The 19,563-nt window shown below is 72.1% G+C and carries 16 protein-coding genes and 1 tRNA gene; 6 read left to right on the top strand and 11 right to left on the bottom strand.

Features of this window, described 5'->3' with window-relative positions; translation table 11 throughout:
- Positions 1-4 precede the first annotated feature (4 nt).
- Positions 5-2,104 carry an MMPL family transporter gene (locus ACFQGU_RS01230; RefSeq protein ID WP_386763527.1) on the bottom strand — a complete coding sequence of 700 codons (2,100 nt, stop codon included), beginning with the start codon at positions 2,102-2,104 and terminating at the stop codon, positions 5-7.
- Positions 2,105-2,179: 75 nt separating this feature from the next.
- Here ACFQGU_RS01230 and ACFQGU_RS01225 point away from each other — a divergent pair, with 75 nt between their 5' ends.
- Positions 2,180-2,656 (top strand): MarR family winged helix-turn-helix transcriptional regulator, encoded by a 477-nt coding sequence (locus ACFQGU_RS01225; RefSeq protein ID WP_386763526.1) that lies wholly within the window; start codon positions 2,180-2,182, stop codon positions 2,654-2,656.
- Positions 2,657-2,807: 151 nt separating this feature from the next.
- Positions 2,808-4,301, top strand: a complete 1,494-nt coding sequence (locus ACFQGU_RS01220) for an HD domain-containing phosphohydrolase (RefSeq protein ID WP_386763525.1) — start codon at positions 2,808-2,810, stop codon at positions 4,299-4,301.
- 6 nt (positions 4,302-4,307) lie between these two features.
- Here ACFQGU_RS01220 and ACFQGU_RS01215 read toward each other — a convergent pair whose 3' ends face one another.
- From ACFQGU_RS01215 to soxR, 6 genes are all read right to left on the bottom strand, one after another.
- A complete protein-coding gene (locus tag ACFQGU_RS01215; RefSeq protein ID WP_386763524.1) occupies positions 4,308-5,201 on the bottom strand; it encodes a pirin family protein in 894 nt (297 codons plus the stop codon).
- A gap of 60 nt (positions 5,202-5,261) precedes the next feature.
- Positions 5,262-6,236 (bottom strand): lysylphosphatidylglycerol synthase domain-containing protein, encoded by a 975-nt coding sequence (locus ACFQGU_RS01210; protein WP_386763523.1) that lies wholly within the window; start codon positions 6,234-6,236, stop codon positions 5,262-5,264.
- Positions 6,233-6,937 carry a class I SAM-dependent methyltransferase gene (locus ACFQGU_RS01205; protein ID WP_386763522.1) on the bottom strand — a complete coding sequence of 235 codons (705 nt, stop codon included), beginning with the start codon at positions 6,935-6,937 and terminating at the stop codon, positions 6,233-6,235. Before ACFQGU_RS01205 ends, ACFQGU_RS01210 begins: the two co-directional genes overlap by 4 nt.
- Entirely contained in the window at positions 6,934-9,096 is a 2,163-nt protein-coding gene (locus ACFQGU_RS01200) for a hypothetical protein (RefSeq protein ID WP_386763521.1), read from the bottom strand. Before ACFQGU_RS01200 ends, ACFQGU_RS01205 begins: the two co-directional genes overlap by 4 nt.
- Positions 9,093-10,019, bottom strand: coding sequence for a glycosyltransferase family 2 protein (locus ACFQGU_RS01195; protein ID WP_386763520.1), 927 nt, complete (start codon positions 10,017-10,019; stop codon positions 9,093-9,095). The genes ACFQGU_RS01200 and ACFQGU_RS01195 overlap by 4 nt, the downstream gene beginning before the upstream one ends.
- A 234-nt stretch (positions 10,020-10,253) precedes the next feature.
- Positions 10,254-10,733 carry a redox-sensitive transcriptional activator SoxR gene (gene soxR, locus ACFQGU_RS01190; protein WP_386763519.1) on the bottom strand — a complete coding sequence of 160 codons (480 nt, stop codon included), beginning with the start codon at positions 10,731-10,733 and terminating at the stop codon, positions 10,254-10,256.
- A gap of 39 nt (positions 10,734-10,772) precedes the next feature.
- On the opposite strand from soxR, the gene ACFQGU_RS01185 reads away from it, so the two are divergent.
- Positions 10,773-11,801 carry a hypothetical protein gene (locus ACFQGU_RS01185; protein ID WP_386763518.1) on the top strand — a complete coding sequence of 343 codons (1,029 nt, stop codon included), beginning with the start codon at positions 10,773-10,775 and terminating at the stop codon, positions 11,799-11,801.
- Between the two features lie 83 nt (positions 11,802-11,884).
- On the opposite strand, the gene zwf is transcribed toward ACFQGU_RS01185, so the two are convergent.
- Complete coding sequence (zwf, locus tag ACFQGU_RS01180) at positions 11,885-13,390, bottom strand: glucose-6-phosphate dehydrogenase (RefSeq protein ID WP_386763517.1); 1,506 nt, start codon at positions 13,388-13,390, stop codon at positions 11,885-11,887.
- Between the two features lie 96 nt (positions 13,391-13,486).
- Positions 13,487-13,672, bottom strand: coding sequence for a DUF5302 domain-containing protein (locus tag ACFQGU_RS01175; protein WP_386763516.1), 186 nt, complete (start codon positions 13,670-13,672; stop codon positions 13,487-13,489).
- Positions 13,673-13,777: 105 nt separating this feature from the next.
- On the opposite strand from ACFQGU_RS01175, the gene ACFQGU_RS01170 reads away from it, so the two are divergent.
- Positions 13,778-15,634 (top strand): potassium transporter Kup, encoded by a 1,857-nt coding sequence (locus tag ACFQGU_RS01170; protein ID WP_386763515.1) that lies wholly within the window; start codon positions 13,778-13,780, stop codon positions 15,632-15,634.
- Positions 15,635-15,794: 160 nt separating this feature from the next.
- Here the strand turns inward: ACFQGU_RS01170 and ACFQGU_RS01165 are convergent, their stop codons facing one another.
- Together ACFQGU_RS01165 and ACFQGU_RS01160 are read right to left on the bottom strand one after the other, a co-directional pair.
- Positions 15,795-16,571, bottom strand: coding sequence for an isocitrate lyase/PEP mutase family protein (locus ACFQGU_RS01165; protein WP_386763514.1), 777 nt, complete (start codon positions 16,569-16,571; stop codon positions 15,795-15,797).
- Between the two features lie 131 nt (positions 16,572-16,702).
- Entirely contained in the window at positions 16,703-17,959 is a 1,257-nt protein-coding gene (locus ACFQGU_RS01160) for a geranylgeranyl reductase family protein (protein WP_386763513.1), read from the bottom strand.
- A gap of 187 nt (positions 17,960-18,146) precedes the next feature.
- Between ACFQGU_RS01160 and ACFQGU_RS01155 the strand changes: the two genes are divergently transcribed.
- On the top strand, positions 18,147-19,106 hold the full coding sequence (locus ACFQGU_RS01155; protein ID WP_386763512.1) for a F510_1955 family glycosylhydrolase: 960 nt from the start codon (positions 18,147-18,149) through the stop codon (positions 19,104-19,106).
- A gap of 45 nt (positions 19,107-19,151) precedes the next feature.
- Positions 19,152-19,224, top strand: a tRNA-Lys gene (locus ACFQGU_RS01150).
- The last annotated feature ends 339 nt before the right edge of the window (positions 19,225-19,563 follow it).

Here is a 19,563-nt window from a genome sequence, read left to right as displayed (position 1 = left end):
ACTGTCAGGACGAGACCGGTACGGGCTCGGTCACGTCCGGGTCCGGGTCGGAGCCCTGCAGCTCGCGCCCGTCGACCCTGCCCGGCCACCAGAAGCGCTCGCCGAACACGAACGCCAGCGCCGGCACGAGCACCGTCCGCACGAGCAGGGTGTCGAGCAGCACTCCGATGCCGACGATGATGCCGATCTGAGCGAGCGCGATGAGCGGCAGCACGCCGAGCACCGCGAACACCGCCGCGAGCAGGATTCCCGCCGAGGTGATGACGCCGCCTGTCGCCTTGAGCGCCGTGAGCATCCCGCTGCGGGTGTCGCTCACCATCGCCTCCTCGCGCGCACGGGTCGCGAGGAAGATGTTGTAGTCGACGCCGAGCGCCACCAGGAAGATGAACGACAGCAGCAGCACGCCGTTGTCGAGCGCCGGGTAGCCGAGCACGTTCTGGAAGATCAGCCACGACGTGCCGAGCGCGGCGAAGAACGTGAGCAGCACGGTCGCGACCAGCAGCACCGGCGCAAGCAGCGCCCGCAGCAGCAGCACCAGGACGAGCAGCACCAGCACGAGCACGATCGGGATGATCAGCTTCGCGTCGCGCAGTGCTGCCTCGTTGGCATCCAACAACGTCGCAGTCTCGCCACCCACGACCGCGTCGGCACCGTCCACCTCGGCGACCGCGGCCCGGATCTCGCGCACCGAGTCGAACGACTCGTCGCTGCCGGGGTCGGAGTCGAGCACGACGTTCACCTGAGCGATGTCGCCCTCGGCGGGGCCGGGGGTCACGGACGAGACGCCGTCGAGCCCTTCGACCGCCGCGGTGACCGCAGCGACCGAACCCGGGTTCGTCATGACCGCCACGGGCTGGGAGCTGCCTGCAGGGAACGCCCGCGCGATCGTGTCCTGGCCGGCGACGGCCTCGGGCTTCACGCGGAACTGCTCGTTCTGGGTGAGGCCCACGCTGATGCCGATCGACCCGAGCGAGAGGACGACGAGGAACACCGTGGCACCGACGCCCACGATGTTGGGACGACGCTTCACGGCCTCGCCGATGCGGCCCCACACCTTGCCCTCGCGGGCGACGTCGCCCACGCGCGGGACGAACGGCCAGAACAGGCCGCGGCCGAAGACGACCATCGCCGCGGGAAGCACGATGAGCCCGGTGAGCACTGCAACCACGACACCGATGGCGGCGGCGAAGCCGAGGCCGCGCAGCGTCTCCTGCTCGGCCAGCAGCAGGGTGAGCAGGGCGAGGGTGACGGTCGCTCCCGAGGCCAGGATCGGCTCGGCCGTGCGCCGCACGGCATAGCGCATGGCGTCGAAGCGGCTCTCATCGGTGCGCAGGCGGTCGCGGTAGCGGGCGATCAGCAGCAGCGCGTAGTCGGTCGCGGCGCCGAAGACGAGCACGCTCGTGATCCCGACCGCGGACTCGTCGACCACGATGCCGAACTGGGGCGCGAACAGGCCGACGACCTTGAGCGTGAACTGCTCGGCGATGCCGACGGTCACGAGGGGGACGATCCAGAGCCACGGGCTGCGGTAGGTGATGAGCAGGAGCACGGCCACCACGAGCGCTGTCGCGGCGAGGAGCGTCACGTTCGCGCCCTCGAACACCGCTGCGATGTCGGCCTGGAACGCAGGAGGGCCGGTCACCTGCACCACGAGACCGGCAGGGACGTCGGCTCGGGCCTCCTCGCGGATAGCTGCCACATCGTCGGCCACGTCGAGGATCTCTCCGGACGTGTCGACGTACACGGGAGTCTTGGCAACCGTCCCGTCGGCGGAGATCTCCGTCGTCGTCGGCGGCCCCTGCACCCCCAGGGGGGCGACCGCCTCGGAGATGGCCGCGACCGCAGCCTTGTCGGCCTCCGTGAGGGTGCCGCCGTCCTCGCGGCTCACCACCACGAACGCCGGGGCGACGCCCTCGTCGGGGAGCTGGTCCTGGCGCAGCTGGGCCTCGGTCGACTGGTACGACGCCGGAAGGCCAGACGGCACGAGGCGCTCGACCTTGTCCGGCGTGGGGATCGCGAAGACCGCGCCCACCACGACGAGGACCGCCAGGAGGAGCAGGAGCGCACGGCCTCGAGATGCGAGGTGTCCGGTCGGAACGTTCACTAGTATCTCCCGAGAACATCACATGACGTGACAGCCTTATCACTAGACTGTCTAGCGATAGTGGAGAGTACATCAATGACGGGCAGTGCGCACCCCGAGGCCGCGTGGCCGACGAGCCGCGTCGCCACGCTGCTGTACGACGTCCTCCACCTGACCGGCGAGACCCGTCTCGCGATGGCCCGCCGGCTCGGCCTCAACCCGAGCGAGGTCGACGCCATGGAGCACCTCATGTCCGAGCCCATGGGCCCGGTCGAGCTCTCCCGACGCCTGCACATGACCTCGGCCTCGGCCACCGTGCTCGTCGACCGCCTCGAGGAGGCGGGGCACGTGGCCCGCGAGTCCGACCCCGAGGACCGGCGCCGTCGCGTCGTGCGGCCCACCCAGCAGGGCGCAGGCGCCGTCATCGCCCAGGTCGCCCCGCTCGTGACCGACCTGGTCGCCGCGGAGGACCCCATGACACCGCGCGAGCGCGCGGCCGTCGAGCGCTATCTCGAGCGCGTTCTGACCGTGCTGGCTGACCACGCGCAGGAGAACCCCGACCGCACCTCCTGACGCCCTCACTGGTCACTTCGTGCTACTGCTCTGCCCCATCAGGCACTCGAGGCGGCACCCGATCGTGTACCGAGGGAGAGAAGGTCGCGCAGCGCTAGCCACCGTCACGCACCGTGCACGATCATGAAGGCCTTCGGGGCAAGGAGCAGCGATGGGCGCGCGGCCGGTCACGGCACATCTGCCACGGCGCTCCACCGGGCTCGACGACCTGCGCCTCATCGCCGACCAGGGCGACGTCATCTACCAGACGACGCCCGACGGCGTGATCGAGTGGGTGGCGCCCAACGTCACAGATCTGCTCGGCTGGAAGCCTGAGGAGCTGACGGGCCACTCGATCATGGCCTTCGTCCACCCGGACGACGTCGAGCGGGTCCTCGCGGAGCGCGCCCGGCTGTACACCGAGGACGCGGTCATCGACCGCCTCTCCTGCCGCGTGCGTGCCGCCGGCGGCGGCTACCGGCACGTGACGATCCGCGCCCGCCCCTCCCACGACGCGCAGGGCCAGGTGGTCGGGGCCTTCGCGGCCATCCGCGACACCCATGAGGCCACCTCCACCCTGCGCGCCCTCGCCACCCTCTCCCGCGGGAACGGCGTCCTGGTCCGCGCGCGCGACGAGCAAGGCCTGCTCGACGACATGTGCAGCACGGCGGTCGAGGCCGGCAGCTATGCCCTCGCCTGGTACGGCCGCGCCGTGACCGACGAACGCCGCACCGTGCAGCCCGTCGCGCGTGCCGGCGAGCTCGCGGGCTACGTCGACGAGGTCGTCATCACCTGGGACGACAGCGCGACGGGCCGTGGCCCGACGGGCACCGCGATCCGCACCCGCCGGACCCAGGTGAAGCAGTCCTTCGTCGACGCCGACTACTCGCCGTGGCGCGAGGCGGCCGAGAGCCGCGGCATCCGCTCCTCCATCTCGCTGCCCGTCGACGTCGACGGAGTGACCGACGGCGCCCTCATGGTCTACGCCTACGAGCAGCACGCGTTCGACCAGGTGTCGCAGGGCCTGCTCGAGGACCTCGCCGCCGACATCGGCTACGGCATCGAGCGCCTGCGGGACGCCGTGCGCCTCACCGAGGCGCTGAAGAGCTCGGTGTTCGTCCTCGCCGCCGCGGTCGAGTCGCGCGACCCGTACACCGCAGGGCACCAGTCGCACGTCGGAGTCCTGGCCGAGGCCATCGGTCGCGACCTCGGGCTCGACGAGGACAGGATCCAGGGCCTCGTGCTCGGGGCGTCCATCCACGACCTCGGCAAGATCTCCATCTCGCACAGCACCCTCGGCAAGACAGGCCCGCTGACCGGCGACGAGTGGGAGGTCCTCAAGGCGCACCCCACGACCGGGTGGACGATCGCCAGCCGGTTCCCCTGGCCGTGGCCGATCGCCGAGATGATCCACCAGCACCACGAGCGGATGGACGGGACGGGCTACCCGCTCGGCCTCCGCGGCGACGCGATCCTGCTCGAGTCGCGCATCATCGCCGTCGCCGACCTCTACGAGGCGATGGCCAACGACCGCCCCTACCGCACCGCGCCCGGAGACACGCGCGCCCGTGCGGTGCTGAGCGAAGGCCGCGGATCGCTGTTCGACGCCGACGTCGTCGACGCGTTCGAGCGCGTCGTCGCGCGAGGGTTCACGTTCCCGACCTGATCGAGGTCAGGGGGCAGGTCGCACGCGGACCGGCTCCCACGGCGGGGTCGGCGCCGGGATCCGCTCGAGGGCGGAGTCGACCGCGGCGAAGCGCTCCCCGCGGTCGCGCCAGTCGGAGTAGAACCCCGACACCTCGTCGGCCGAGCGGGCCACGAAGTTCCACCACATGAACAGCTTCTCCGGGAACGGGACCCCGCCCAGCACGAGCACGCGCGACTGGTCGCGTGCCTGCACCTCCACCTCGGACCGACCGACGCCGAGCCACGCGATCTGGCCCGGGCGGGCGACCGCTCCCCCGACCAGCACCTCGCCGTCGAGCGCGACGACGGCGTGCTCGAAGTCCGGCCGCAGCGGCAGCGTGCTGCTGCCTGGGCGCAGGACGAGATCGAGCCCCAGCAGGTCGGTCACGAACGCGGCCGGAGACGTGGCGCCGAGGAACGATCCGGCCAGCACCGTGGCGGAGGCCACGCCGTGCTCCACCACCGGGAGCTCCGCGTGGTGGGCGAAGGCAGGGTCTCCGTGCCGGAGGCGGTCGGGCTGCGCTACCCAGAGCTGGACGCCGTGCAAGGTGCCGCGGTAGGTGCCGGTGGCCTCCTCGGCGTGCACGATGCCGCGACCGGCCGTCATGAGGTTGAGCTGACCGGGGCGGATGAGCTGCTCCGACCCGAGCGAGTCCTTGTGCAGGGCCTCGCCCGACATCAGCCACGTCACGGTCTGCAGGCCGGTGTGCGGGTGCGGTCCGACGTCGAGGCCGGAGGTCTCGGTCACCTCGGCAGGGCCCATGTGGTCGGCGAAGCACCAGGCGCCGACGGTGCGCAGCGGCCGCGTGGGGAGCACCCGTCGCACCGTGAACTTGCCGACCTGCGCCTCGCGCCCGTCGAGCACTTCGACCGCTGTCATCGCCCTCTCCTCACGTCGTCGGGGCAACGCCGGAGCACGGGCGCCGTGTTCCCGCCCCTGTCACTCCGGAGGCGTCGGCCGGGCCGAGCCGCGGCCGAGCACCCAGGCTGCGCCCGCCATGGAGAAGTCGGCGACCGTGTGCACCACGCGGGTGAGCAGCGCCGCAGCGGCGGCCCCGGCGACGCCGAGGAAGGGCGTGAGCAGCAGCGTCAGGATCGCCTCGCGCGCGCCGAGCCCGGCGGGCGCGAGGACTACCAGGACGCCGACGGCGTACGCCGCGGTGAAGGCCACCATGGCAGCGCCCGGGCCGTAGTCGTCCGGGTAGTAGTACTCGCTGTTGCTCAGCCCGGGCGACACGGCGTACAGCGCCATGCCGTACAGCAGCCACGTCGCCATCAGCGCGACCGTGACCAGGATGCAGTCGCCCCCGCCGAGCACGAGCCGCCTGCCCTCGCCGGCGGCCCACGAACCGGCGGCGTTGACCACGCGCGGCGTGAGGCAGGCCAGTGCAGCCATCGCCGCCACGATGAGCAGCCAGCCCGGCACCGGGAGGTCGACGAGCCCGCGCAGAGCGCCCAACGCCGTGACGAGCACCGCGGTGACGACGTTCCAGCCGAGGAACACCAGCCCTGCGACCACCGTCGTGCGCGGGGGGACGCCGTACCGCGTGGCCATCTGCGCCTGCGCGCCGAGCGACCACACCGATCCAGGGATGTACTTGCCGAGCTGGCCCACGAAGAAGACCGACAGCGCTGCCCCCTTCGGCACGTCGTGGCCGAAGCGACGCAGGCCCAGGGTCCACACGAAGCCGGTCAGGAGCAGGCCGAGGAGTACCTCGATGAGCGCCCGGGCCCACGACGCGGGGCCGACGCTCGCGACCGCGGCGACCACGTCGTCCCAGTCGTCGCGCAGCCAGAGCCAGCCGAAGCCGACCGCCGCGAGCAGGAACGCCACCCGGGCGACCACGAGCCACCGCCCTCGCGCGGACGGGCTCGGGGCACCCGGATCGTCGGCCACGTGGTCGGGCTCGCTCACGCCTCGGGCCGCAGCAGCGCCGTGCGCGTCGGGTACGGGAGGGACGGCGTGAGCCCGGAGGTCCAGTCGACGGTCACGCGGGTACCGAGGCGGGCGATCGCCGCGCGGTAGCGGGCGCGTTCGACGTTGTCGACCACGATCATCCCGCCGGGGACGACCCGCTCGATGGCACGGGCGAGGCATGCCTCGCGCGCACGCCCGTCGACGACGACGAGGTCGAAGTCGCCGTGCTGACGATCGATCGCCTCGACGTAGTCGCGGAAGTCCAGGCCCTCGAAGCCCTTCTTGGCCGAGCGGATCGGCTCGCTGCTCTGCGAGGCGAGCGTGGGCGGCACCGCGATCACCTGCGCGTTGGACGGCAGGACCGGTGCGATCTCCGCAGCCCACTCGGGGTCGTGCTCGATCGAGGTGACCGAGCCGGCCCGACGGGCGAGCCACACCGACGAGGCGCCCGACCCCCACTCGAGCACGCGTGCGTCGTCACGTGAGGCGAGGAAGCGGGCGACCTTGCCCGCCGCCTCGTACGTCCACCACGGCACGTCGAGGGCGATGAGGTCGTGCAGGTCGTAGACGGCGAGCAGCGAGCGGGTCCAGGCGCCGGCGTCGGACCGCGCGGCCCAGCGGTCGAGCGGGTCGAGGAGGCCGACCTGCTCCAGGCCCGAGCGCACGCCGCGAACACCGCGCACGTAGAGGTCCTTCACGATCCTGCTCCGTCCGCCGGCTCGACCCGAACGCTACCGAGGCGCAGCGTGCGCTGCTCCACGCCGGCCGCCGCGGGGGCGTCGTCAGCCGGTACGGCGAGCCGCACGACGACCCGGCCGTCGCCCAGCGACCCCGCGACCGACGACGGCACCCGCACGGTGAGCGTGCGCATCGCGTCGTCGGCGTACGAGAAGCGTCCGACGGGCTCGCCGTTGACGAGCACCTCGAGCGTCGTGGTGGTCGCGCCCTCGGGCAGGACGGGTGCGGCGTCGAGCATGACGAGCACGTCGCCGGCCGTCGCGGTCGCCGGCAGCGTGAAGCCGACGTCTGCGTGGGAGCCGTCGGCCCAGGCGACGTCGGGCATCGGCTCTGCCTGCCAGCCCCAGAGGAGGTAGGGGTCGCCGTTCGAGGCCGCGTCGATCCCGCCCGCCGGATAGGGCTGGAGCGGCACGTCGCAGCGCATGACGAAGCTCATGGTGATGCGGCGCGCGAACAACGGCCGGTCGACGGCGGCGACCTGGGTGCAGCCCTCGGGCGGGTTCACGCTGCCGCGGTTGAACGAGAGCTGGACGTACTCGCCCGGGGCGAGCGCCTCCGCGGCTGCCTCGGTGCCGACGGTGGGCCAGAACACGGCCTGCTCGGCGAAGTCGTCGCAGGGGAGAAGCCGCTCGCCCGGCGTCCACTCGTGACAGCTCTGCTCGTCGCCGGCGGGCACCAGCGGGATGACCTCGCGGTTGCTCGCCGACCAGTAGTCGGTCATCCACGCGCCGTCGACCGGGAAGGCGGACGTGACGCCGTTGAACCACGAGTAGCTGTAGGGGAAGAGCCGCGCGGCCGATGCGGTCGGCACCACGAGCGAGATGCCGAGGGCCCACACCAGCGCGGTCCGCCAGCGCGGCGCTTCGAGCCTGCGCAGCAGGAGCCAGGTCGCCACCGTGGCGGACACGGCGAAGGCCGGCAGGACGAACAGCACCTGGCGCGTGCCGTCGTAGAGCACCGCGCTCGTGACGACCGCGCCGAGCGGCAGCAGGAGCGCCTGCACCGAGACCAGGGCCTGACCGGTGCCGAGCGCGACGTCGTCCGCCGTGCCCCCACGGCGCAGCCGCGGCAGCAGCAGGACGACCGGGCTGAGGACGCCGACAATCGCGAGGACGAAGATCACCACAGGCGTCTGGGCGCCGAACCACAGGGGCAGGTACGCCGGCGGCGGCGGCATCGACATCGTGATGCCCGCGGTGAGGATGGTGTCTTTCCACGGGTAGTCGGCCGAGTCGGCGAAGGCTGCGACGAGCCGTGCGGGGACGCCGAACACCTTCGGGTACGCGACGAGCAGGACGAGCCATCCGAGCGCCAGCCCGGACGCGGCGCCCGCAGCACGGCGGCGCAGGGCATGGCCGGCGAGCGCGCGATCGGGACCGAGCAGGTCGACGATCCACGTGAGCACGAGCATGAAGCCGACGCCGAGCAGCAGGGCCACCCAGGTGCCGGGGCGCGTACCGACCAGGACGGTGACGCCCAGCGCGAGCGCTCCCGCACCGAGCAGCCGCAGACGGCGCGACCCGGGCGCGGACGGTCGGGAGAGCGCGACGAGGCCCAGCGTCGCGACGGTGTAGCCCGCGGCGACCGGCGTGTCCTTGATGTTGAACATGCCGTGGCCTGTCCAGGTCGGGACGGCCGAGAGCACCGCAGCGGCGATCAGCGCCCAGCGCCACGAGCGCAGGAGGAGCCGGGTGGTCGCCGCGACCGCGGCGAGGCCGAGCACGCTGAAGAGCGCCACCGCGAGGTGCCGGGTCGCGTACGCCTCGGGCGCGCCGGAGACGGTGCCCCACGCCTCGGTGCCGCTGAGGACCGAGACGAGATGGGCCACGAGCGCGGCCACGGGGCCGTAGACGTAGATGCCGGACAGACCCTGATCGGGCTCGACGCCGTCCATCTGGCTGTCGGGCACGTACCAGCCGAGGTCGAACCAGTGCTGGAGCCGGTCGACGTGGATCGGCTCGTCGGTCGTCACCCCGATCGACCACGCGCCGAGGAACAGGACCACGACGTTGAAGGCCAGGACGGCCCCGGCGACGACGAGGAGCGCGGTCGGGACTCGCGGGTCGACCCGCCGTGCCACCGCGTCGCCCGGAGGGCGGGCCTCGAGGCGGACGCTCACGGCTTGGTGCGCCCGTCCCGCTGCCGGTTGTAGACCACGAGCTCGGCCAGCAGGCCGAACAGCAGCAGCTGGACGCCGACGACGACGAGCAGCACGCCGGCGATGAGCAGCGGCCGGTCGCCGATGGTCTGGCCGAGGAACCGCAGCACCGTGAGGTAGGCGAGGACTGCGCCGCCGAGCAGGAAGGAGACGATGCCGATGCCGCCGAACAGGTGCGAGGGCCGGTGCTCGTAGCTCATGAGGAAGCGCACCGTCATGAGGTCCATGAAGCCGCGGAAGAAGCGGGCGATCCCGTACTTCGACTTACCGAACATCCGCTCGTGGTGCTGCACCGGCTCCTCGGTGATGCGGTAGCCGAGCCAGTGCGCGATGACCGTGACGTACCGGTGCAGCTCGCCGTACAGCATCGGGCTCACATCGCGGGCGACGTCGGGCCGCATGGCCTTGAAGCCGGAGTTGAAGTCACGGCCGGGCGCGCCCGACAGACGGCCGGTCGCCCAGTTGTAGAGGCGTGAGGTGTGCCGCTTGACGAAGCGGTCGTTGCGCTCGACGCGGGCACCGGTGACGAGGTCGAAGCCGTCGTCGAGCCGAGCCACGAGGCGCGGCAGCTCGGCCGGGTCGTCCTGGCCGTCGGCGTCCATCATCACGATCGCGGTGGCGCCCTCATCGATCGCGAGGGCGAATCCGCGCTGCATCGCCGCGGCCTTGCCGCGGTTGCGCACCGAACGGTCGACGTGGACCCGGTCGTTGTCGGCGCAGAGCTTGGCCATGACGTCGGGCGTGGAGTCGCGCGAGCCGTCGTCGACGACGAGCACATGGCCGCCGCCGGGGATGAGGTCGAGGTGGTCGAGGATGCGCGGGACCAGGACCTCGAGGTTCTCCGCCTCGTCGAACGCAGGGACGACCACCCACGTTCCGCTCACGACGTCCGTCCTCTGCGCTCCGCGCCCCGGCTCCTGCCGGGGCGCCCGAATCCCGCCGTGAAGTGTCCCAGACCGCCCCGCCTATCGGATAATCCCGCCCCGCACACGCACCGGCCCGCTCCGCCCACCCCGCGCGCTGCGCCCCCTGACAGCGGTCACGAGGCGCCCCTGAAGGGCACCTGTGGACCCCTAGATTCACACAGCGCTGAGCGGCCTTCTGGTGACCGTTCCTCGTCACCGCGCCGCTTCGCGTCGGGGCGGCACGGCGTCCAGCAGGGGCACCTTGCGACGGGGTCCGGACCCCTGCGCCCCGAGCTCGTCGGCGGGGTTGAACAGCGCGCACTGGCGCATCGACAGGCATCCGCAGCCGATGCAGCTGGAGAGGTTGTCCCGGACGGCCTCGAGGTCGCGGATCCGCGCGTCGAGCAGCGGCCGCCACCGGGCCGAGATCCGCGCCCACTGTGCCTTGGTGGGGGCGGTGTCCGCCGGCAGGTCGGCGAGGGACCCGGCGATCTCGTCGAGCGCCAGCCCGACGTTCTGCGCCGATCGGATCACCGCGAGCCTCCGCAGCACCGACCGGCGGTAGCGCCGACGGTCGCCCGCCGTGCGCGTGCTGGTGATGAGGCCGAGCGTCTCGTAGTAGCGAAGGGCGGACGGAGCGAGGCCGCTGCGCTCGGCCACCTCGCCGATGCTCAGAAGATCGGACGTCTTCATGCTTGACCTCAAGTCCACTTGATGTCCTGTCATGGTCGCATGCAGACAACCGCCGCAGGTACCTATGACGAGGCGCTCGAGCGCCTCCACGCCACCGGCCCCGAGTTCGAGGGCTGGCTGTCCAACCACGGGCCGATGGCCGTCGAGGCGCTCGCGCGTCGCGGCTCCGGCTCCGTCGTCCACCAGTGGACCGACGACTACGCGCTCCGGCTCGAGGAGATGCCGCGACCGTGGGCCCGGCTTGGCCGTGCCGACACATCCGAAGCGCTCGGCGACGGGCGCCGGCTCGCCGACTGGATCGGCTTCTTCGAGCGGGAGCTCTACGAGGCGGCATGGACCGACGTCCTCGCGACGTGGTGGCCGGTGCTGCTGCCCGGGATCGCGGCCGGCGCGACGCACGGCGTCATCCGGGTCGGTCACGCCGTGCACGCGCTGCGCAGCGAGGTGACGCAGCCGCGCGTGACCGAGCTCGCGCACGCCCTCGGCTACTGGGCTGCTCGCTGGCAGGCCGTGCCGCTCGCCCCAGTTCACGGGGACGCCGACCCCGGTGCACTCCTGGCGACGCTTCCCCGCGTCGCGAGGCAGGAGGGCGGGATCCGCGACCGGCTCGCCCAGCTGGCCACCACCGACGGCTGGCCCGAGCAGGCCTCGGCCCTGCGCCGTCCGAAGTCGGACGCCGACGTCCCCGCGGTCCTGGACGCCGTGGTCGACGCGGTCGTGCTCGCCTACCCGCGCATCGCGGTCGGGAACCCGACGATGCTCGTGCACGCGGCAACCGCGCCCAACGCCGTCGCACGGACCCTGCCGACGCTCCCGCGCGAGCTGTGGCGGCCTAGCCTCGATGCCGCCTGGACAGCCACTGCGGCGGTGCTCGCGGCGTACCGACCCGCCGCGGACGGCCCTGGGCGCAGCACCGAGGCGACCGCGGACGAGATCTGGGAGAGCGCGGTGCTCCACGGTGGGGAGCACGTCGTGAAGCTGGCCGACACTGCCCTCGACGTCCACGCCCGCACCGGCGACCGTCGTGCGCTGGCCGCGATCACGACGGCGGTGGCCCTCGATGCCTGAACGGATGCGCCGCAGCGCGGCACGGGACCGCGCCCGGACGACGTATGTGCTTGTCCCCCCGCGTTGGGGGGCGCTCGGCTGACCTACCTCTGCTCGCGCCAGACCCGCTCGAACGGGAGCCGCCAGGCGTGCGGCGCGATGAGCTGGTGGATGGCGTTCGGCCCCCACGTGCCGACGCCGTACGGCTTCACCGGCGGCGGGTCGTCGAGCAGGTCCTGCGACCGCGCCCACAGGCTCTCGATGCCCTCGGACGTCGTGAAGAGCGTGTGGTCGCCGCGCATGGCGTCCAGGAGCAGCCGCTCGTACGCCTCGAGGACGTCGCCCGCCCGTTCGGTGTCCTGGGTGGAGAACTGCATCGACAGCTTCTCGAGGAACATGCCCGGTCCGGGCCGCTTGCCGTAGAAGGACAGGGAGACCTTCGAGGCGTCGGCGAGGTCGAAGGTCAGGTGGTCCGGCCCGGCCGCCCCGACACCCGAGTTGGCGGCGAACATCGTCCGTGGTGCCTCCTTGAAGGCGATCGAGATGATGCGCTGCCCCTCGGCCATCTGCTTGCCGGTGCGCAGGTAGAACGGGACACCCGCCCAGCGCCAGTTGTCGATGTCGCAGCGCAGCGCGATGAAGGTCTCGGTGTCGGAGTCGGGGGCGACACCGGGCTGGTCCTTGTAGCCGGCCACCTGGCCGCGCACGACGTTCGCGGGATCGATCGGCAGCAGCGAGCGGAAGACCTTGTTCTTCTCCTCGCTGATCGCCCGCGGCTCCAGCGCCGTCGGCGGCTCCATCGCCACGAACGCCAGCACCTGGAAGAGATGCGTGACGACCATGTCCTTGTAGGCACCGGTGGCCTCGTAGAAGGCCGAGCGCTTCCCGAGGTCGAGGGTCTCGGGGATGTCGATCTGCACGTGGTCGATGAAGTTGCGGTTCCAGATGGGCTCGAAGAGCCCGTTGGCGAAGCGGAAGGCGAGGATGTTCTGCGCAGCCTCCTTCCCGAGGAAGTGGTCGATGCGGAAGATCTGCTCCTCGGAGAAGGTCTCGTGCAGGTGGTCGTTGAGGTGGATGGCCGTCTCGAGGTCGGTGCCGAACGGCTTCTCCATCACGACCCGGGAGTCCTGCACCAGCCCGGCCTCGCGCAGCATGGCGATCACCTCGAATGCCGAGCGCGGCGGCACGCTCAGGTAGTGCAGCAGGTGCGCCTCCTCGCCGAGGGCCGCCCGCTCGCGGTTGACGACCTCGGCCAGTGCGTCCGGGCCGGCAGACGTCGGGACGTAGCTGAGCTGGTCGGCGAACGTCGCCCAGGCCTCGTCGGACAGCGCATGCGTGCCGAACTCGTCGAGCGCGTCCTTGGTGAACCGGCGGAACGCGTCGTCGTCGTAGTCCTCGAGGGAGGTGGCGACGACACGGATGTCGGGGGCGAGGGCGGAGGTCGTGAGGTGCACGAGGCCCGGCAGCAGCTTGCGGCGGGACAGGTCGCCGGTGGCGCCGAACAGCACGATGACGTGCGGGAGGGTGCGCTCCGAGCTCTGTTTGCGCGGGCGCGACCCCGGCGCGGGGTAGGCGATGGTCTGTGCCGGGTTCCCAGTCATGGGCGCCATCGTGCCGGTGCACGGGCGCCGCGCAGGGCCGTTTGCCGCAGCCGATACGTAGTCCAGCGCGAACCGACGGCCCACGGGAGCGGGCCGTCGGTCAGGTCAGCCGCCGGACTTGCGCCGGAACTCGCGCTTGCCGCCGGCCGCCCCGTGCTCGCCGTGCGCGTGGTCGGGTCCGTCGTGCTTGTGCTCGCCGGGCTTGGCGTGGCCGTTCTTCTTCTTCTCAAGGGCCTCGAGGAACTTGGCCTTGGTGTCCTCGCTGGCGCCGGACGCCGCCTTGTCAGCCATGGTGGGCTCCTTCGTGTCCCCGACAGTCTTCACCCCCGGGCCCGACGGGTGCCACCCGGAACGGTGACTCACGTGCGCCCGACGGCGGCAGGTAGCCTTCCGGCCGTGACCAGGGCGCAGGGACGCACGGGCACGCTCGCGCTGACCCTCGGGGCCACGGGCGTGGTGTTCGGCGACATCGGCACGAGCCCGCTGTACGCCTTCAAGGAGTCCTTCGCGACCAGCGGCCGGGACCTCGACGACGTCTTCGGCCTCGTGTCGCTCATCTTCTGGGCCCTCATGATCGTCGTGACGATCAAGTACCTCCTCATCGTGATGCGGGCGGACAACCACGGCGAGGGCGGCATCCTCAGCCTTCTGGCACTCATGCCCCGCCGCATCCGTGAGAGCTCCACCGGCAGGGAGCGGCTGCTCTTCCTCCTCGTGCTGGTGGGCACCGCCCTGCTCTTCGGCGACGGTGTCCTCACGCCGGCGATCAGCGTGCTGTCGGCCACCGAGGGTCTCGAGCTCGTGCGCCCCGGCCTGGGCGCCTACGCGGTCGAGATCGCCGTGGTGATCCTCGTCCTGCTCTTCTCGGTGCAGTCGCGGGGGACCCATCGCATCGGCCAGTTCTTCGGCCCGGTGATGGTGCTGTGGTTCCTCGTGATCGCCGCGCTCGGCGTGTTCCGGCTGGCCGCCCGCCCGGACGCGCTCCTCGCGCTGTCGCCGTCGTACGCCTTCGGCTACATCGCCTCGCACGGCTGGGTGTCGCTCGCCGTCGCTTCGTCGGTGATCCTGGCGGTGACCGGCGCCGAGGCCCTGTACGCCGACATGGGCCACTTCGGCCGCCGCCCGATCCGGCTGTCGTGGGCGCTCCTCGTGGGGCCGGCGCTCGTGCTCTGCTACCTCGGCCAGGCCGCGCTCGTCCTCGAGAACCCCGAGATGGCGGAGAACCCGTTCTTCGGGCTGGCACCGGACGGCGGCACGCTGCCGCTCGTCATCCTCGCCACCGCCGCCACCGTCGTCGCGTCGCAGGCGCTCATCACCGGCGTGTTCTCCCTCGCGCGGCAGGGCATCCAGCTCGGCGTGCTGCCGCGCCTGTCCATCAAGCACACGCACGCCGACCACGAGGGCCAGATCTACGTGCCCTTCGTGAACGTCACGGTCGGCGCGCTCTGCATCGCCGTGGTGGTGGCCTTCCAGTCGTCGTCGGCCCTCGCGCACGCGTACGTGCTGGTGATCGCGGGCACGATGTTCATCACCACGATCGCCTTCCACGCCGTCGCGAGCCGCACCTGGGGCTGGCCGGGATACCGCCTCTGGCCGTTCACGACCCTGTTCCTGGTGGTCGACTTCACGTTCCTCGTCGGGACGCTGTCGAACCTGCTCAGGGGCGGCTGGGTGCCCGTCGCGTTCGGCGCCGTGGTCATGCTCGTGATGATCGGCTGGTCGAACGGCTACCGCGCGCTCAACAACTACATGGCGCGCACCGCCGTCCACTGGCCGAGCATCGCGGAGGAGCTCAAGCACGGCAGCATCACCCGGGTGCCGGGCGTCGGCGTCTATCTCGCCTCCCCGGCCGAGGACGTGCCCGCCGCGCTCAGCTCCCAGATCAAGGTGCTGCACGCGATGCCGGCCGAGGTGCTCGTCGTCACCGTGCGCACGGTCAGCATCCCCGTCGCCGACGGGCCGCCCGAGATCATCGACGTGATGAAGGGCGTCCGTCGCATCGTCATCCCCGTGGGCTATATGGAGACGCCGGACATCCCTGCCGCGCTGCGTTCCTCGGTGCTCGGCAAGGTCGAGTCGGTGGCCACGTACTACCTGTCGGAGCGCAAGTTCGCGGGCACCGACGCCGGGTCGGTGCCCGAGCACCGCGAGAAGTTCTTCGCCTTCCTGCACCGCAACTCGCAGGCACCGTCGCAGTTCTTCGGCCTGCCGTCCGACCGCGTGATCGCCATCGGCACCCGCATCGACCTCTAGCGCGTCAGACGGCGCGGAAGGCGACGGCGTCCACGAGGGGCAGCTCGTACTCCGTGGCCGGGCGGTCGAGGCGCAGCAGCGTGCCGCCGACCGTCCTGCGCTCCCAGAGGGACGTCGAGCCGCCGCCGTCGAGTCGGATGGCGGTGACGGACGGTGCCCGCTAGTTCAAGCGGCGCGTCCCGTCGGGCACGCCGCCGCCGTCGACCGCCGACGCGACGAGGTCGGCGTACGCCGTGAGCGCGACGTTCTGGCTCCACGGGCCGAAGCTCACCCGCGCGACGCCGAGGCGCCGCATCGTCGCGAGCGGGATCGCTCCGGGCACCGCGATGAGGTTGAGCTTCTGCGGGCCGACCGCCGCGACGATCGCCTCGACCTGGTCCTCGGTGAGCCTGCCCGGTGCGAAGAAGGTGGAGGCGCCAGCGTCGAGGTAGGCCTTGCCGCGCTCGATCGCATCGGCGAGGACGGCGTCGGGGTCCTTGTCGCCGGCGCGGAGGAACGCGTCGGTGCGGGCGTTGAGCACGAACGGGATCCCCGCCGCCTCGCCGGCCTGCACCACGGCGCGCACCGCGGCGACGGCGTCGGGCAGCGGCTTCAGCTGGTCCTCGAGGTTCATGCCGACGACGCCGAGGTCGATCGCGCGGCGCGCGGTCTCGCCGGCGTCGCCGTACCCGGCCTCGAGGTCGGCCGTGACAGGCAGGTCGACGGCGGCGGCGATACGCCCGACCGTCTCGAGCATCTCGTCGCGCGGGATCACCTCGCCGTCGGGGTAGCCGTGCGCGACGGCGATCGAGTGGCTGGCCGTGGCGATCGCCCTCACGCCGGGCGTTGCCGCGGCGACCTGCGCGGTGATGACGTCCCAGACGTTGACGAGCACGAGCAGCTCGGGGTCGGCGTGCAGCTGCTGCAGGAGGGCGGCCTTGTCGGCGGTCGACGTCATTGCGCCACGTTACCCGGGTAACGAGCGTGCGCTCTGCGACGGATTCCCCACGCAGCTACCCGAGCACCGGCGTGGCTGGGTAACGCGCGTGCTCTCTACGACGGATTCCCCACCCAGCCAAGCCGGGGGGATCAGTGGAAAGGGCGGCGGCGGTCGAGGCGCAGCGAGGCGCGGCCGGCGGTGCGCCAGGCCCTGGCGACGACGTCGCTGTCCTCGGGCGTGACGAGGTTGCCCATGACGCGGAAGGCGACCGCCATGATCGCGGGGATGCGCATCCCGATCGGGCCCGACATCGCGAGCAGCCGCTCGTGGGTGATGAGGATGCCGAGGCGTCGCGCGATGGAGAAGGCCTCGCCGTACTCGGCGTAGAGCTCGGCCGGCCAGGACGCCGTGAAGTCCGGACGCGCGCCGCTCTCGACGATGTGCTCGGCCGCGAGGCGCCCGGTCTCGAGCGCGTAGTCGATGCCCTCGCCGTTGAGCGGGTTGATGCACGCGGCGGCGTCGCCGATGAGCATCCAGTTGCGGCCCGCCACGTTGCTGACCGCGCCGCCCATGGGCAGCGGCGCCGAGCCGTAGCCGGTGAGCTCGCCGAGCTGCCACTCGTCGCGGCGCTGGCGGGCGTACTCCTCGGTGAGCTTGCGCAGGTTGATGTTGGCCGGTCGCTTGCTCGTCGCGAGGGTGCCCGCGCCGACGTTGACGAGGCCGTTGCCGAGCGGGAAGACCCAGCCGTAGCCGCCCATCATGCGGCCGGACTCGTCGCGGAGCTCGAGGTGCGAGGTGATCCACGGGTCGTCGGCCATCGGGCTCGTCGCGTACGCGCGCGACGCGACGCCGAACACGGTCTCCTTGTGCCACGCGCGCCCGAGCAGGCGGCCGAGGTGCGACTTGCCGCCGTCGGCCACGATCACGTGCTCGGCCTCGACGCGGACCGTGCCGTCGCGGCCGCGCAGCAGGACGGTCGTGAGGCGGCCGCCCGTCAGCTCGACGTCGACGGCCTTGTGCCCGTCGAGGCCGGTGGCGCCGGCGTCGAGGGCGGCGTCGCGCAGCGCGTTGTCGAGCACGGTGCGCGCGATGGCGGAGCCGTGCTTGGGCAGGTGCGGTCCGTTCCACGGGAGCATGAGGCTGCGGCCGAAGCCGTGGCCGCGCAGCCCCTTGTTGACCGGGCCGCCCTCCAGGATGTGGTCGAGCTTCAGCGTCTGCAGCTCGGCCACTGCGCGCGGCGTGAGGCCGTCGCCGCAGGCCTTGTCGCGCGGGAACTCCGCGCCGTCCACGAGCAGCACGTCACGGCCGAGCCGGGCCAGGTGGATCGCAGCGGAGGACCCGCCGGGGCCGGCGCCGACGACCAGGACGTCGGTTCGTACGACGTCGGTCTGCGGGTCGGTGGTCACGGCGCTTCTCTCGGGCTCGGGTCGAGGGTGGTCCCATTGTCCGCGATGCGGCCGGGCTCCGCTCCCCGGGCACCCGCGGCCCGGCATGTGAGCCCCGCCGCAGGGTCCGGCGGGAACACTGGCCGGCCGTTATCCGTCCCTGCGGCAGGGACGTCGTCCACGAGCACCACGAGGAGCGGATCACCTCATGAGCGAACGCCGGACGCACCACCTCCGCCGGGTCCTCGACCGGTCGACGCCGGCCGCCGCCGCGACGGCCGGCGCCCTCCTGCTGACCGCGTGCGGCGCGACTGCCGCTCCCGCGCCGCCGACGGCCGCAGCCTCGGCGTCGGCCTCCCCCGCCTCATCCGCTCCGCCCTCCCCCGCCGGCACGCCGCCGGCAACCGTGCCCGTCGATGTCGACGGCATCGGCTGGGGGCACGTTCACAACCTCGCCTACGACGGCGACACGCTCGTCCTCGGCACCCACGGCGGCCTGTTCCTCCAGCAGCAGGGGCGAGCGCCCGAGCTGCGCAGCGAGACCGGGTTCGACGTCATGGGGCTCGCCTACGACGGCCGCCGGTGGCTCGCCTCCGGCCACCCCGCACCCGATGACGACCTGCCCGCGGACCTCGGCCTCCGGGCCTCGGCCGACGGACGCACCTGGACGACGGTGAGCCTGCTCGGGGAGGTCGACTTCCACCGGCTCACCGCCTCGGGCGCGACGGTCCTGGGCGTCTCCGCCCACGACGGCGCCCTGCTGCGCTCGCAGGACAAGGGGGCGAGCTGGACCAGGCTGGACAACCCGGGCGTCTTCGACGTCGCGCTGGACCCGAGTTCTCCGGGCCGAGCCCTCGCCACCACCGAGAACGGGCCGTTGCTGTCGACCGACGCGGGCACGTCGTGGAGCCCCATCGCCGAGGCGCCGCTGCTGGCCTTCGTCGCCTTCTCCGCGGGCACGGCGTACGGCGTCTCCCCGGATGGGGCCGCGCACGTATCGTCCGACGGTGGTGCGACATGGATCCGGACCGGCGGGATCGGCGCGCGGCCCGAGGCGTTCGCAGCGGCGGACGGACGGGTCGCCGTGCTCGGGGGCGGGAAGGTCCACGAGTCCGTGGACGGCGGCGCCACCTTCGCTCCCCGCCTCACCGGCCTGGACGACCACTGACGCGACGACTGGCGCCTGCCTGCGGCTACAGTCCCGAGGTACGTCGGGCCGTTAGCTCAACTGGCAGAGCAGCGGACTTTTAATCCGCGGGTTCTGGGTTCGATCCCCAGGCGGCCCACCCGATCTACCAGCGCAAACGCTGGAGTGCGCCTCTGTCGTCTGTGAAGGCCCCAGCGGAAACCCAGCAAGAGGGTCGGACGCCCGCCGATCGTCTTCTGCCACGTGATGAACATGCTGCTGCTGAAGATGGCGAAGGCGAACCTGTCCCGGTCGGAGCACGTGCGGACAACGAGCGCACCGCTTCGGTGCCGCCCGGCAGTCGTGGCTGTGGGGGTCAACCGCGGCGTCCCCACCCCGCCCGGGCTCGACGAGCAGTGGCTTCTCCCTCGCCCACACCGAGGTCGACAGGACGTCCTCGTCAACGAGTTCCAGGAGTTCGCCGAGGCCCTACGCGCCT

This window comes from Longivirga aurantiaca (genome assembly GCF_042660085.1).
Classification (GTDB): domain Bacteria; phylum Actinomycetota; class Actinomycetes; order S36-B12; family CAIYMF01; genus Longivirga; species Longivirga aurantiaca.
This window is presented reverse-complemented; position numbering and strand designations above follow the sequence as displayed.

Excerpts from the sequence above, each read along its gene's own strand:
- ACFQGU_RS01225 (WP_386763526.1), top strand. The coding sequence starts at position 2,180 with ATGACGGGCAGTGCGCACCCCGAGGCCGCGTGGCCGACGAGCCGCGTC.
- ACFQGU_RS01220 (WP_386763525.1), top strand. The coding sequence starts at position 2,808 with ATGGGCGCGCGGCCGGTCACGGCACATCTGCCACGGCGCTCCACCGGG.
- ACFQGU_RS01215 (WP_386763524.1), bottom strand. The coding sequence starts at position 5,201 with ATGACAGCGGTCGAAGTGCTCGACGGGCGCGAGGCGCAGGTCGGCAAG.
- soxR (WP_386763519.1), bottom strand. The coding sequence starts at position 10,733 with ATGAAGACGTCCGATCTTCTGAGCATCGGCGAGGTGGCCGAGCGCAGC.
- ACFQGU_RS01185 (WP_386763518.1), top strand. The coding sequence starts at position 10,773 with ATGCAGACAACCGCCGCAGGTACCTATGACGAGGCGCTCGAGCGCCTC.
- zwf (WP_386763517.1), bottom strand. The coding sequence starts at position 13,390 with ATGGCGCCCATGACTGGGAACCCGGCACAGACCATCGCCTACCCCGCG.
- ACFQGU_RS01175 (WP_386763516.1), bottom strand. The coding sequence starts at position 13,672 with ATGGCTGACAAGGCGGCGTCCGGCGCCAGCGAGGACACCAAGGCCAAG.
- ACFQGU_RS01165 (WP_386763514.1), bottom strand. The coding sequence starts at position 16,571 with ATGACGTCGACCGCCGACAAGGCCGCCCTCCTGCAGCAGCTGCACGCC.
- ACFQGU_RS01155 (WP_386763512.1), top strand. The coding sequence starts at position 18,147 with ATGAGCGAACGCCGGACGCACCACCTCCGCCGGGTCCTCGACCGGTCG.